The organism is Aeromonas veronii (genome assembly GCF_040215105.1).
In the GTDB taxonomy this organism is placed as follows: domain Bacteria; phylum Pseudomonadota; class Gammaproteobacteria; order Enterobacterales; family Aeromonadaceae; genus Aeromonas; species Aeromonas veronii_G.
Map to the genome: position 1 here is coordinate 2,944,963 of NZ_CP157875.1, position 13,302 is coordinate 2,958,264.

Annotated in this window: 10 protein-coding genes and 1 tRNA gene; 4 read left to right on the top strand and 7 right to left on the bottom strand. The window is 60.4% G+C overall.

Annotated features, from left to right (window positions below):
* Positions 1–14: 14 nt before the first annotated feature.
* The 4 genes from pstB to tadA form a co-directional block, all read right to left on the bottom strand.
* Entirely contained in the window at positions 15–833 is an 819-nt protein-coding gene (pstB, locus tag ABNP46_RS13540; protein WP_349918462.1) for a phosphate ABC transporter ATP-binding protein PstB, read from the bottom strand.
* A 190-nt stretch (positions 834–1,023) separates the two neighbouring features.
* Positions 1,024–2,673, bottom strand: a complete 1,650-nt coding sequence (gene pstA / locus ABNP46_RS13545) for a phosphate ABC transporter permease PstA (protein WP_349918463.1) — start codon at positions 2,671–2,673, stop codon at positions 1,024–1,026.
* A gap of 32 nt (positions 2,674–2,705) precedes the next feature.
* Complete coding sequence (locus ABNP46_RS13550) at positions 2,706–4,943, bottom strand: phosphate ABC transporter permease (RefSeq protein WP_349918464.1); 2,238 nt, start codon at positions 4,941–4,943, stop codon at positions 2,706–2,708.
* 284 nt (positions 4,944–5,227) lie between these two features.
* On the bottom strand, positions 5,228–5,710 hold the full coding sequence (gene tadA / locus ABNP46_RS13555) for a tRNA adenosine(34) deaminase TadA (protein WP_349922487.1): 483 nt from the start codon (positions 5,708–5,710) through the stop codon (positions 5,228–5,230).
* Between the two features lie 302 nt (positions 5,711–6,012).
* Here tadA and ABNP46_RS13560 point away from each other — a divergent pair.
* From ABNP46_RS13560 to aceA, 4 genes are all read left to right on the top strand, one after another.
* A tRNA-Pro gene (locus tag ABNP46_RS13560) sits at positions 6,013–6,089 on the top strand.
* A 345-nt stretch (positions 6,090–6,434) separates the two neighbouring features.
* Positions 6,435–6,569, top strand: coding sequence for a hypothetical protein (locus ABNP46_RS13565; protein ID WP_349918465.1), 135 nt, complete (start codon positions 6,435–6,437; stop codon positions 6,567–6,569).
* A 707-nt stretch (positions 6,570–7,276) separates the two neighbouring features.
* Positions 7,277–8,884, top strand: coding sequence for a malate synthase A (aceB, locus tag ABNP46_RS13570; protein ID WP_349918466.1), 1,608 nt, complete (start codon positions 7,277–7,279; stop codon positions 8,882–8,884).
* A gap of 72 nt (positions 8,885–8,956) precedes the next feature.
* Complete coding sequence (gene aceA / locus ABNP46_RS13575; protein WP_349918467.1) at positions 8,957–10,270, top strand: isocitrate lyase; 1,314 nt, start codon at positions 8,957–8,959, stop codon at positions 10,268–10,270.
* Positions 10,271–10,503: 233 nt separating this feature from the next.
* On the opposite strand, the gene hda is transcribed toward aceA, so the two are convergent.
* The 3 genes from hda to upp form a co-directional block, all read right to left on the bottom strand.
* Positions 10,504–11,205, bottom strand: a complete 702-nt coding sequence (gene hda / locus ABNP46_RS13580) for a DnaA inactivator Hda (protein ID WP_010633474.1) — start codon at positions 11,203–11,205, stop codon at positions 10,504–10,506.
* A gap of 167 nt (positions 11,206–11,372) precedes the next feature.
* Positions 11,373–12,410 (bottom strand): DUF2066 domain-containing protein, encoded by a 1,038-nt coding sequence (locus tag ABNP46_RS13585; RefSeq protein ID WP_349918468.1) that lies wholly within the window; start codon positions 12,408–12,410, stop codon positions 11,373–11,375.
* A gap of 135 nt (positions 12,411–12,545) precedes the next feature.
* Complete coding sequence (gene upp, locus ABNP46_RS13590) at positions 12,546–13,172, bottom strand: uracil phosphoribosyltransferase (protein ID WP_349918469.1); 627 nt, start codon at positions 13,170–13,172, stop codon at positions 12,546–12,548.
* Positions 13,173–13,302: the final 130 nt, after the last annotated feature.

A 13,302-nucleotide genomic window follows, 5' to 3' on the forward strand; every position in this document is an offset into this window, starting at 1 on the left:
TCCCTGCGACGACCTTAGCCATAACGACCGGTGATGTAGTCTTCGGTCTTCTTCTTGGCCGGCGTAGTGAAGATGGTATTGGTGTTCGAGTATTCGATGAGCTCGCCCATGTACATGAAGGCGGTCTGATCCGACACCCGCGCCGCCTGCTGCATGTTGTGGGTCACGATGACCACGGTGAACTGGCTCTTGAGCTCGTTGATCAGCTCCTCGATGGTCAGGGTGGAGATGGGGTCCAGTGCCGAGGTCGGTTCATCGAGCAGCAGGACTTCCGGCTCGATGGCGATGGCACGGGCGATGACCAGACGCTGCTGCTGACCACCGGAGAGGCCGAAGGCGTTGTCGTGCAGACGATCCTTCACCTCTTCCCACAAGGCCGCGCCGCGCAGGGAACGCTCGGCAGCCTCATCCAGGGTGCGTCTGTCGTTGATGCCCTGCAGGCGCAGACCATAGACCACGTTCTCGTAGATGGACTTCGGGAAGGGGTTCGGACGCTGGAACACCATGCCCACCTGACGGCGCAGGGCGGAGACATCTACGCTCTTGTCGTAGATGTTGTGGCCATGCAGCTGGATCTCCCCCTCGATGCGGCAGATATCCACCAGATCGTTCATCCGGTTGATGCAGCGCAGCAGGGTGGATTTGCCGCAACCGGACGGGCCGATGAAGGCGGTCACCTGCCCTTTGGGGATCTTCATGTTGACGTTGAACAGCGCCTGCTTGTTGCCGTAGTACAGGTTGAGATCCTTGACCTCGAGGGCGGTCTGCTCAGGACTCAGATTGAGCAGGTCGGTCGCGGTGTGCTGGGTCGAGTTCGGTGTTACGTTGATCATCTGTTGCCTCAAATCGTTTCAAGGTGGCCGGAGCAATTCCAGCGACCGTTTCATGGGTTGCTCTGGATGGCGGCCCTTGGGCCGCACATCGCCAATCTCAGTCTGGGTCAGCCGGATCAGTGTTCCAGCGACCGGAATTTCTCGCGCAAGTGGTTGCGGATGCCCGTGATGTCGGTCAGGTTCACCTGCATTAATGTTCCAAAGAGCGGAATTTCTCGCGCAGGTGATTACGAATACCGATAGCGGTCAGGTTCAGACCGACGATCACCGTCACCAGCAGGAAGGAGGTAGCGTAGACCAGGGGGCGCGCCGCCTCGACGTTCGGGCTCTGGAAGCCGACATCATAGATGTGGAAGCCCAGGTGCATGAACTTGCGCTCAACGTGCAGGTACGGGAAGTTGCCGTCCATCGGCAGCGTCGGAGCAAGCTTCACCACCCCCACCAGCATCAGGGGGGCCACTTCCCCGGCCGCCCGTGCTATGGCCAGGATAAGGCCGGTCATGATGGCCGGGCTTGCCATGGGCAACACGATGCGCCACAGGGTCTCGGCCTGGGTCGCCCCCAGAGCGAGGGAGCCCTGACGTATGGTACTCGGGATCCGGGCCAGCCCCTCTTCGGTGGAGACGATCACCACCGGCAGGGTCAGGATGGCCAGGGTCAGCGCGGACCAGATGACGCCGGGGGAGCCAAAGGTCGGACTCGGCAGCGCTTCCGGGTAGAACAGCTGATCCAGGGAGCCGCCCAGGGTATAGACGAAGAAGCCCAGGCCAAACACCCCGTACACGATGGACGGCACACCGGCCAGGTTGATCACCGCGATGCGGATGATCTTGGTCAGGCTGTTCTTGCCCGCATATTCGTGCAGGTAGACCGCCGCCACCACCCCGAGGGGGGTCACGATGATGGCCATCAGCAGGACCATGAAGACGGTGCCGAAGATGGCCGGGAAGACCCCGCCCTCGGTGTTCGCTTCACGAGGATCATCGGAGATGAACTTGCCTATCTGATGGAACCAGTGTCCCACCTTGGCCGGCAGACTCATGTCGTTGGGCCAGACCACGTCCAGCACCTTGGACATGGGCATGGTCACCAGCTCGCCGCGCATGTCCTTGACGGTGATGCTGTCTCTGTCTGCCTGGGTGCGCAGGGAGAAGAGCTCCTTCTCCAGCACCTGATAGTTGTCGTTCAGTGCCTTGCGCTCGGCCTCCATTTCGGCCTTGAGTGCATCGGTCAGCTGGCCTTCCAGCTCGGCCTTGCGCTCCTTGAGGCGCAGCCGCTCCAGCTGGTAGTTGATGCTGCCGATGTCACCCTTTTGCAGGTCATTGGCTTTCTCGGACAGCGCGTTGGCGCGCTCCAGCACCCGGATGAGGGCGGGATGCAGATCCTGGCTCAGCGCCTTGCCATCCTCCTTCACCCCGACGATGTAGCCGTAGAAGTTGCCGTTGGTGGTGCGCTCGACCATGGCGAGCTCGGCCGGCTGGGTCTGGGACTGGATGTCCGTCTCCAGGATCCAGCGAAAATCGAGGTCGACGAACTCCCGGTTGCCGGTCTTGACCAGATAGCGGGTCAGCAGCTCGCGCTCCTCACCCTCCAGAGCCAACCCGGCTGAACGCAGCCGCTCCACCGGTACCAGCTCGCGATCGTTGATCTCGCCGATGAGCACGCTCTTGTTGCCCTGCTCATCCTGCAACTGCCATTCATAGATGGGGTGAGGCCAGAAGTAGACCAGACCACGCCAGCCTATCAGCAGCAACAGGCCCAGTACGGCAACCAGACTCAGGCTGACGGCACCGCCGGTCATCCAGATCCAGGGGGCCCCTGATTTAAACCACTTACCCATTGTCGATTCCTTGTCCATGACAGAGTCGTTCCTTACAGAGAGCTGTATTTTTCACGCAGCCGCTGACGCACGAACTCTGCCAGGGTGTTGAACATAAAGGTGAATACAAACAGGACGAAGGCCGCGAGGAAGAGCACCCGGTAGTGGGAGCTGCCCACTTCCGACTCCGGCATTTCCACGGCGATGTTCGCCGCCAGGGTGCGCAGCCCCTGGAACATGGAGAAGTCCATGATGGGGGTATTGCCGGTCGCCATCAGTACTATCATGGTCTCGCCCACGGCGCGGCCAAGGCCCATCATCACGGCCGAGAAGATGCCGGGGCTCGCGGTCAGGATCACCACCCGGCTCAGGGTCTGCCAGGGGGTCGCCCCCAGAGCCAGAGAGCCTTGCGTGAGGTGTTTGGGCACCGAGAAGACCGCATCTTCGGCGATGGAGAAGATGGTGGGGATGACCGCGAAGCCCATGGCGATACCGACCACCAGGGAGTTGCGCTGGTCAAACTTGATGCCCATCTCGTGGGTCAGCCAGATGCGCGAATCCCCGTGCATAAAGGCATTCTCGATGAGCGGGCTCAAAGAGAAGGCCCCCCAACCGATGACGAGCAGCACCGGAATGAGCAAGATGGCGTGCCAGCCGTCCGGCAGCCAGGTGCGACCACGCTCCGGCAGGTAGTTCCAGACCAGCGCCGTCAAGAGCATGCCCATGGGCAGCAGGATCAACAGCAGGATGACGCCGGGCAGGGCCCCTTCGATGATGGGGGCAAGCCAGAGACCGGCCAGGAAGCCCAGGATAACGGTCGGCAGGGCCGCCATGATCTCCACCGTCGGCTTGACGTACTTGCGAAGGCCCGCCGACATGAAGTAGGCGGTGTAGATGGCGCCGGCCACACCGAGCGGCACCGCAAACACCATGGCGTAGAAGGATGCCTTGAGGGTACCGAATACCAGGGGCACCAGGCTCAGCTTGGCCTCGAAGTCGTTGCTGGCGGAGGTGGACTGCCAGACGTATTGCGGCTCGGGATAACCCTCGTACCACACCTGTTGCCACAGGGCGGACCAGGTCACCTCGGGGTGATCGTTCTCCACATCAAACAGCTTGAAGCCATCCCCTTGCTGGGCCAGCAAGAGGTTGTGACGGGGAGAGATGGCGAGCGCCGCCAGGGCCCCGCCTTCCACCTTCTCGGTCAGCAGCTTGGCTTCACCGGTGGCGTGGAAGAAGTTGATGGTGCCATCCTGGGTCGCACTGATGAAGCCCTTGCGAAAATGCTCGGGGGTCAGCAGCGCCACGGCGCCATCGCTCTTGAAGTCACGAATTTGGGTAAACTGGCGCTTGCCATCCTTCGCCACTTCGAACCACTGGGAGATGACGCCATTGTCATTGCCCACCAGCAGGGAGGAGGCGCCGGAGAGCAGCTCGACCCGGGCCACGTTGGCATCGGGGGCGTTGATCTCCATGACATCACGCAGGGAGATATCGTTCAGGTTGTGGATGTCGTAAACAGACAGGCGATTGCCATCGCGCACGAACAGGATCCGCAGATTCGGGGTCAGCAGCATCTGATCCACGTGACGTGGCAGGGAGGGGATGGCGTAGTTTTCACTGCTCCACTCGACTTCCCCGGAGAGGAAATTCTCCTCACCGCTCATCACCGTCATGACGCCACGGCCATCTTCGGTCACGGCGGCGGCGGCCATCTTGTCCTTGGTCGCCTCGAACACCATGCTCGTCAATGCCTTGCCTTGCGGATCCACCACCATGGGCTCATCGCCGAAGGGATGCTGCAGGCTGGGCTCGATGACCCGCACGTCATTGGGATAGGAGACCTTGAAGGAGGGCTGGACCACCAGCGCCTTGCCATCGGCAAAGCCGTAAGCGATGAGCTTCTGGCCCGGTGCCGGGGCGGCGACCGAGGTGATCTGACCGGCCACCTGGCTCTGGCCCAGCACCTGACCCACCTTGAGGTTGCCATCGGCCTGGACGGCGAAGAAGCTGACCTGACCCTGGTCGCTGAAGCGATAACCGATCTCGTTCTGCTCCTCGACGCCGAGCCAGGCGGTCTTGCCCTGCACCGGCAGCGTGAAGGAGGAGGTCGCTTCCATGCTGGCGCCATTGAAGATCGGCTTCACCACGTAGAGCAGATAGAAGAAAATAAGCAATAGAGCCACCAGTACCAGACCACCACCCGTGGTGACCCCGTACTTGGCCAACTTGTCCTTGATCCGGCGTTTTCTACTGCCCGCCATGACCAGGTTGATCGATTCCGATGACATGCAAAACCTCAATGTGAGCTAGGCTTGGCGGCATTATATGGCGGTTGCATGACAGTTTTGTTACATGGGGAGGTCGATGGCGCGCTTCTTTTCGGCGCTGGAAATAGGGCGCTTCTGTCGGGGAATGGGGCCCTTATAAAGGCAAAGAACTTGGGTGCGAGAGGAAGGCAGGTTGTCCCGACTGATATAGACAAAACACCTCGGGGCAAGACGAAGACAGGTTGCTCCATCAGATCTAAGCAAAGCCCCAGGGAAACGAGGCGGAGCAGGGTGCCCCGCCCAGATCAGGCGCAGGGAGGTTCCGTCGGCTTGGCGGCCTGCTTCGCCGCCTTCTTTTCGGCGCGGCGCCGCTTGAAGAAAGCCGACAGCTGGGCCGAGCAGGCCTCTGCCAGCACGCCCCCCTGCAGCTCGACGCTGTGATTGTGACGAGTGTCCTGCAGGATCTCGAACACCGAACCCGCCGCCCCTGTCTTCAGATCCCGCGCCCCATAGACCACCCGCTTGACCCGACTGTGAATGAGGGCGCCGGCGCACATGCAACAAGGCTCCAGGGTCACGTAGAGGGTGGTGTCGAGCAACCGGTAGTTCTGCAGCCGCGTCCCGGCGGCGCGGATCGCCATGATCTCCGCATGGGCGCAGGCGTCATGCTCGCTGATGGAGCGATTCCACCCCTCTCCCACGACCTCATCATCCAGCACCAGCACGGCGCCCACCGGGATTTCGCCTATCCCTTCCGCCTTGCTGGCCAAGGCCATGGCATGGTGCATCCAGCGCTCGTCTTGTTCTGTCTGGCGAATCTCGTCAGCCTGCTCAGATGGCGTCACTCCCGTTCCTCTCATTCGTCGATCTTGGTGGTTCTGGCCTCAGGAAGAGGGTTTTCGTTGCCGCGACCAGCGGCGTTCAGCCCAGGGGCCGAGTGGGCGGCGATTATGCCAAATCTCCCGCTGCGGCCCAAGTTTCATCATGCCTGGACAATAAAGAAGCAGTCGGCATCTGACTGATAAAAAAGGAGTTGCGTCCGCAGAGCCAGTTCATTAGACTCCTTTCCCGTCAGCCGAGCTGACTCCGTCGGTGTGTAGCGCAGCCAGGTAGCGCATCTGCATGGGGTGTAGAGGGTCGGAGGTTCGAATCCTCTCACACCGACCAAATTCCCCGAAAATAGCCCAGTCCCTCGACTGGGCTATTTTTTTGTCTGCATATTTCCCTCTGGTCTTGTCGCAAAGCATCGCTGACAGCTTTCACCCCGCCATCGCAGCCCGCCACCTTGCCCCATGCCGCACTATCTTCTTCCTCTATGGCGGCTTTCACCGCGCATTCATGCTGCCATCGTTCGAAAACACAGTGCCGGAATGTTTTTTATACAGAACCGCTTGAAGCTTTCTAAAAGTCTCGCTAGGATACGCCACTTTTCCGCCGGCCATATAAACAGGGAGGTGGATATTCGGGTGAGGGAGTCACCGACCGGCTTGCAATCCATTGAGGCAAGCACCCATGACGCAAGCAGTTGATACCCAACCCGACCAACCCCTGCTCCCGACCCCGGCCAGCGAATCCGGCAGCACAGAGCACGGCCATATGGTGCACCTCGACGTGATCGATCTCGCCGCCCCGGATGATGACTATTGAGCGGCGGCCAGCCCTCCGGCATGGTCAGCGCCCCCTCCCTGAGGGGCCTCTTTTCCCCACACGCCGCCCCCTCTTTGAGCGCGCCATTCCCGCCTGGTCAAAATAACGACAAAACGCTAACAAATCACTAAATGACAGCATAATCAGCTGCCTCATTGCCTTGTTCCCCCTCCCCCCGGCCATCGGCGCCTTGATACAAACCTACGTTATTGCCCGTCATTTTCAGAGACTTTCCCTGCCTGCGTCACACCACCGTATTTCAGACATTTGGTTTTAAACAACAGTTCATCACCGAGTTCTCTTCTAAGCTGGATGCCAACTGAATTCACCGCAGATATTTCATACGGATGTTTTTTAAAAGTCTGGAGTTAGGTCGGGATTTGTTTTTGCATTGGTAATTTTATTACGTAATTAATTACATTTTTGACACCTCCTGACCTCTCCTTCCCCTCCCCCTGGCGAGGCTGGGATGCGAGAGCATAACCATCTGCAAAGAGCTTTTACACTAACCATATAAATCCTTTTAAAACATCATCTTAACCATCCACAAAAAACAGGTGTTTTAAAAATACGGTTGACGGCACGGGTAATCTTTTGCACCTTATGAGTCATGTTGCCCCGCTGTTACAGGGCCTTTAAGAAAAACAGGGATCGACGTTAGTCGTAGTTAATAAGTTCAAAATGTAACTTTCAAAGGAGTGAACCCTATGTCGGCACCGGCCCAGACCATCAGCAGCACCCGTCTGCGTATGCAAGGCGAAATGCTTCCCGAGTACGCGCAAATCCTGACGCCGGATGCGGTGGCCCTGGTATCCGAACTGGTGGAGCGCTTCGCCCCCCAGCGCAATGAACTGCTCAAGCAGCGCGTGGCCCGCCAGGCGCGCATCGACGGCGGTGAATTACCCGATTTCCTGCCAGAGACGGCCCATATCCGCGAGGGAGACTGGACAGTGCGTGGCATCCCCGCCGATCTGCAGGACCGCCGGGTGGAAATCACCGGTCCGGTGGAGCGCAAGATGGTGATCAACGCCCTCAACGCCAACGTGAAGGTGTTCATGGCGGATTTCGAGGACTCATTGGCGCCGGCCTGGAATAAGGTGATCGAGGGTCAGATCAACCTGCGCGATGCGGTCAATGGCACCATCGCCTACCAGAGTCCGGAAGGGAAATCCTATGCCCTCAAGGCAGATCCCGCCCTGCTCATCTGCCGGGTGCGCGGCCTGCACCTGCCGGAGAAGCACGTCACCTTCGACGGTGCGCCCATTCCCGGCGGCCTGTTCGACTTCGCCCTCTACTTCCTGCACAACCACAAGGCGCTGCTGGCCAAGGGCTCGGGCCCCTACTTCTACCTGCCGAAACTCCAGAGCCACCTGGAAGGTCGCTGGTGGAGCGAGGTATTCGCCTGGACCGAAGACAGATTCGGTCTGCCCCGCGGCACCATCAAGGCCACCGTGCTCATCGAAACCCTGCCGGCGGTGTTCGAGATGGATGAGCTGCTCTATCAGATGAAGGATCACATCGTCGCGCTCAACTGCGGCCGCTGGGACTACATCTTCAGCTACATCAAGACGCTCAAGAACCACCCCGACCGCGTCCTGCCCGACCGCCAGGTGGTCACCATGGACCAGCCCTTCCTGTCGGCTTACTCCCGCCTGCTGATCAAGACCTGTCACAAGCGCGGTGCCCTGGCCATGGGCGGCATGGCGGCCTTCATTCCGGCCAAGGATCCGGCGGTGAATGCCGAGGTGTTTGCCAAGGTGAAGGCGGACAAGGAGCGCGAGGCCAGCAACGGCCACGACGGTACCTGGGTGGCTCACCCCGGCCTCGCTGATACCGCCATGGCCGTGTTCAACGCCGCCATCCCGGCCGGATCGCCCAACCAGTTGACCGTGCTGCGCGAGCAGGATGCCCCCATCACCGCCAGTGAGCTGCTGGCGCCCTGTGAGGGCGAGCGTACCGAGGCGGGCATGCGCACCAACATCCGGGTCGCCCTGCAATATCTGGAAGCCTGGATCAACGGCAACGGCTGTGTGCCCATCTACGGCCTGATGGAAGATGCGGCTACCGCCGAGATCTCTCGCACCTCCATCTGGCAGTGGATCCGCCACGGCAAGAGTCTGTCAAACGGCCAGGTGGTGACCAAGGATCTGTTCCGCCAGATGCTGGCCGAGGAGCTGGAGGTGGTCAAAGGCGAAGTGGGCGAAACCCGCTGGCAGGCCGGCCGCTTTGCCGAGGCGAGCGAGCTGATGGAGCAGATCACCTGCGCCGATACCCTGATCGATTTTCTGACGCTGCCCGGTTACGAGCGGCTCTGAAACTGAGCCCCTCGCGGGGCGGACCAATAACAAGTCAATGGACACGTGAAATCAATGAAAGAGGGAACTGATATGGCACTGACCCGTGAGCAACAGATCCAGGCTATCGAGAAAGACTGGGCAGAGAACCCCCGCTGGAAAGGGATCAAACGCGGCTACAGCGCCGAAGACGTGGTGAATCTGCGCGGCAGCTTGCAGCCGGTGCACACCCTGGCCCAGCGCGGTGCCGACAAGCTGTGGGAACTGATCCACGGCGGCGCCAAGAAGGGCTATGTCAACTGCCTCGGCGCCCTGACCGGCGGCCAGGCGGTGCAACAGGCCAAGGCGGGCATCGAGGCGATTTACCTCTCCGGCTGGCAGGTGGCGGCGGACAACAACCTCTCTTCCACCATGTATCCGGATCAGTCCCTCTATCCGGCCAACTCGGTGCCGTCCGTGGTGGAGCGCATCAACAACTCCTTCGCTCGCGCCGACCAGATCCAGTGGGCCAACAAGGTGGGTCCACAGGACAAGGGCTTCATCGACTACTTCCTGCCCATCGTGGCGGATGCCGAAGCCGGTTTCGGCGGCGTGCTGAACGCGTTTGAACTGATGAAGGGGATGATCGAAGCGGGCGCCGCCGGCGTGCACTTCGAAGATCAGCTGGCCTCCGTCAAGAAGTGCGGCCACATGGGCGGCAAGGTGCTGGTACCGAGCCAGGAAGCTGTGCAAAAGCTCATCGCGGCCCGTCTGGCGGCCGACGTCTGCGGCACCACCACCCTGGTGATCGCCCGCACCGACGCCAACGCAGCGGATCTGCTGACCACGGATGCAGATCCGTACGATGCAGGTTTCCTGACCGGTGAGCGTACCGCTGAGGGCTTCTACAAGGTGCAGGCCGGCATCGAGCAGGCCATCTCCCGCGGCCTGGCCTACGCCCCCTACGCCGACATGGTGTGGTGTGAAACCGCCAAGCCGGACCTGGACGAGGCGCGCAAGTTTGCCGAGACCATCAAGGCACAGTACCCGGACAAGATCCTGGCCTACAACTGCTCCCCAAGCTTCAACTGGAAGAAGAACCTGGACGATGCCACCATCGCCCGCTTCCAGCAGGAGCTCTCCGACATGGGCTACAAGTACCAGTTCATCACCCTCGCGGGTATCCACAACATGTGGTTCCACATGTACGAGCTAGCCTACCAGTACGCCCGTGGCGAAGGGATGAAGCACTACGTCGAGATGGTGCAGCAGCCCGAGTTTGCCGCCGCCGAGCGGGGCTACACCTTCGTGGCGCACCAGCAGGAAGTGGGAACCGGTTACTTCGACAAGGTGACCACCGTCATCCAGGGCGGCCAGTCCTCGGTGACCGCCCTGACCGGCTCCACCGAAGAAGATCAGTTCCACTGATAACTTACGGATAGCAATAAAAAACCCCGGCCTGGAGCCGGGGTTTCTTTTTGAAAGGCCCCTCTCCCGGAGGGAGAGGGAACAGAGCCTTAGAACCGGTTCACGCTCTGTGACGAGAGGTTGTCAGCAAGGCGAAGAGCAGCGCAGGAACCGGAGTGTGTAAACACACATGAGGCTTCCGAGCAGCACATGAGCCTTGATCACGGCCTCGCAGTAAGAGTGTGAACAGGTTCTCAGAGCTCGAGGATCTCTTTGACAAAGGGAATAGTCAGCTTGCGCTTGGCACGAAAGGAGGCATTGTCGAGCTGATTCAAGGTCGTGAGCAGGGTGCGCATGTCGCGCGACAGCCGGTTGAGCAGGAAGCGCCCCACGTCGATGGGGAGCTTGAAGCCCCGCAGTTCGGCGCGCAGTTGCAGGGCGCTGAGCTTGCCTTCGTCATCAAGCTCGTCCAGATGGAAACTCACCCCCCAGTCGAGACGGGAGGCGAGATCCGGCAGTTGCAGCCCCAATTTACGCGGCGCGCTGCAGCCCGTCACCACCAGGGTTCCCTCTCCCTTCTCTTTCCAGCGGTTGTAGAAATCAAACAGGGCGCGCTCCCAGAGCGCATTGCCGGCGATGGCCTCCAGGCTGTCGAGGCAGACCAGGGGCAGGCTCTCGAGGGCGTCGAGCATGCTGGGATCCAGCTGTTCGAACTGATCGAGGGAGAGGTAAGCGGCAGCGGCATCCCTGGCGTTGACTTCGGCACAGGTGGCATGGAGCAGGTGGGAGCGCCCGGAGCCCTTGGCTCCCCAGAAATAGAGGAAAGGTGAGCCCTGACCAATGGCCGCATTCTTGAGGGCGGTGATCAGATGGGCGTTATTGCCGGGATAAAAACTGACGAAGGTTTCATCATCCGGTAATTGTACGGCTAAAGACAGTTGGGCCGGTTGCTTCACTCGTTGGGCTTTGACTGTGATATTTGTGCCCAAGTGTATCATTGCAGTGGCGGATAGAGAACCGCCCGGGCCAGGCCGGGCGGTGTGGATCCTCAACAAGGATCCAGGGTGCGACCATGAGTGGCGCATCTTGTCCCCATGGCGGGACGCCAGATCCTCAAACAGGATCAGGGCTGGGACCACTGATAGCGCAGACCCTGCTCGTTGTCTTCCACCTGATGCAGCCGGCTCTCCAGTTGCAACCCGCGCACCAGCTCGGCCTTGTCCCCTTGCAGCGTGAGGTTGAAGGTGACCTTGTCCCCTTCCAGCTTGCCGATCGCCACCTTGGTGACCGTGGCCATGCCTTGCAGCATCTTCTGCATCTGGATCATGCCATCGATGCCGGACAAGCCTTCCACCACCAGCGTCTGGCTGGAGACCACGCCCGAGATGCGCGTGCCATAGCTCTGTACCAGCCAGCCGGCCAGGGCATCGGCGAAGCCTTGTGCCACCTCGGCCTGGGTACCGGAACCCGACCCTTTGGTCAGCTCGGTCAGCTCACCGCCCTGGGCGCCCGGCTTGGTGCCGTAGAGCCCCCAGTCGATGCTCCACTTGCCCTCTTCCTTGTCATCAGGCGACAGCTTGCCGAGCACCACCATCTCGGCGCCGTAGCGCTGGCTGGCGGCCAGGATGGGATCGGCAAAGCGTCCCCACACATCGGTGGCGTTGACCGCCATGTTGTCATCCAAATCCATCAGAGGAATGCTCACCGGCAGTCCCATGGCCTGGGTCTGGGCCCGCAATGCCGCCGCCCAGCCATCGCTGGACTGATCCGCCAGGATGCGGCGCTCCCCCTGATCCACCACCAACCAGATGGCCATCTGCGGGCGTGCAGGTCCGAGCAGGGCAAACTTGCTCTGGCCGATCAGGGCGTTGACCTTGGCGACGTTGAAGTCGGCCTTGAGAAACTTGACCGGCCCCACATCCTGATAGCCATATTGCTGCACATAGTCGGCGGGGGCCGCCAGCGCCTTGACCACCTCGGGCTGGGTCAGGATGTCGCGCTTGCCACTCACCTTGATGAGCACCTCCCCCAATGCCTGGGACTGGGCGGCAGCCGTATCACCACTGGTCGGCGCCTTGCCCTGATAGAGATCGCTCACCTGGGCGGCCGACACCACCAAGGGCAGACAACAGCAGAGAAATGTTGCTAAGCGTTTCAGCATAAAGAAGATTCTCGAAATGGGAGATGGTGCTTATGGTAGCGGCAAGGCCGCTTTATCAGCAAGGCAAGCGGCCGGTACAACGCCAAAAAGCGTGAAGCCGGCACGAGGCCGGCTTCACGGAGAGACAATCAGGACTTACTTGGTACCGAATATCTTGTCACCGGCATCGCCGAGACCGGGCACGATATAGCCCTTCTCGTTCAGCCCCTGATCGATGGAGGCGCAATAGAGCTCCACGTCCGAGTGGGCGGCTTCCAGCGCCTTGATGCCTTCCGGGGCGGCAACCAGCACCAGCACCTTGATGGACTGGCAGCCCTTCTTCTTGAGCAGATCGATGGTGGCGATCATGGAGCCGCCGGTGGCCAGCATGGGGTCGATGACCAGGGCCAGACGCTCCTCGATGTTGCTGACGATCTTCTCGAAATAGGGGACCGGCTGCAGAGTCTCTTCGTCGCGGTAGATACCGACCACGCTGACACGGGCACTCGGCATGTGCTCGAGCACACCGTCCATCATGCCAAGACCGGCGCGCAGGATGGGCACGACGGTGACCTTCTTGCCCTTGATCTGGTCAACTTCTACTGGCCCGTTCCAGCCATCGATGGTAACCTTCTCCGTTTCGAAGTCAGAGGTCGCTTCGTAGGTCAACAAACTGCCCACTTCTTTGGCCAGTTCACGGAAACGCTTGGTGCTGATATCGCCTTCACGCATCAGACCGATCTTGTGCTTGACCAGGGGGTGTTTGACTTCAACGACTTTCATTATTATCTCCTCTAACTGCCGCAAAAAAATCGCGGAATCATACAACAAAAGCCGCCGCTTGTAGAGCTTTTCCACGCAAAAACGCGCAAACGATTTCCTTTCTGCTTTTACCCCGCCGCTGGTAGAATAC

Coding starts and splice junctions, on each gene's coding strand:
- pstB (WP_349918462.1), bottom strand. CDS start 833: ATGATCAACGTAACACCGAACTCGACCCAGCACACCGCGACCGACCTG.
- tadA (WP_349922487.1), bottom strand. CDS start 5,710: ATGCACCATGCCATGGCCTTGGCCAGCAAGGCGGAAGGGATAGGCGAA.
- ABNP46_RS13565 (WP_349918465.1), top strand. CDS start 6,435: ATGACGCAAGCAGTTGATACCCAACCCGACCAACCCCTGCTCCCGACC.
- aceA (WP_349918467.1), top strand. CDS start 8,957: ATGGCACTGACCCGTGAGCAACAGATCCAGGCTATCGAGAAAGACTGG.
- ABNP46_RS13550 (WP_349918464.1), bottom strand. CDS start 4,943: ATGTCATCGGAATCGATCAACCTGGTCATGGCGGGCAGTAGAAAACGC.
- aceB (WP_349918466.1), top strand. CDS start 7,277: ATGTCGGCACCGGCCCAGACCATCAGCAGCACCCGTCTGCGTATGCAA.
- pstA (WP_349918463.1), bottom strand. CDS start 2,673: ATGGGTAAGTGGTTTAAATCAGGGGCCCCCTGGATCTGGATGACCGGC.
- upp (WP_349918469.1), bottom strand. CDS start 13,172: ATGAAAGTCGTTGAAGTCAAACACCCCCTGGTCAAGCACAAGATCGGT.
- ABNP46_RS13585 (WP_349918468.1), bottom strand. CDS start 12,410: ATGCTGAAACGCTTAGCAACATTTCTCTGCTGTTGTCTGCCCTTGGTG.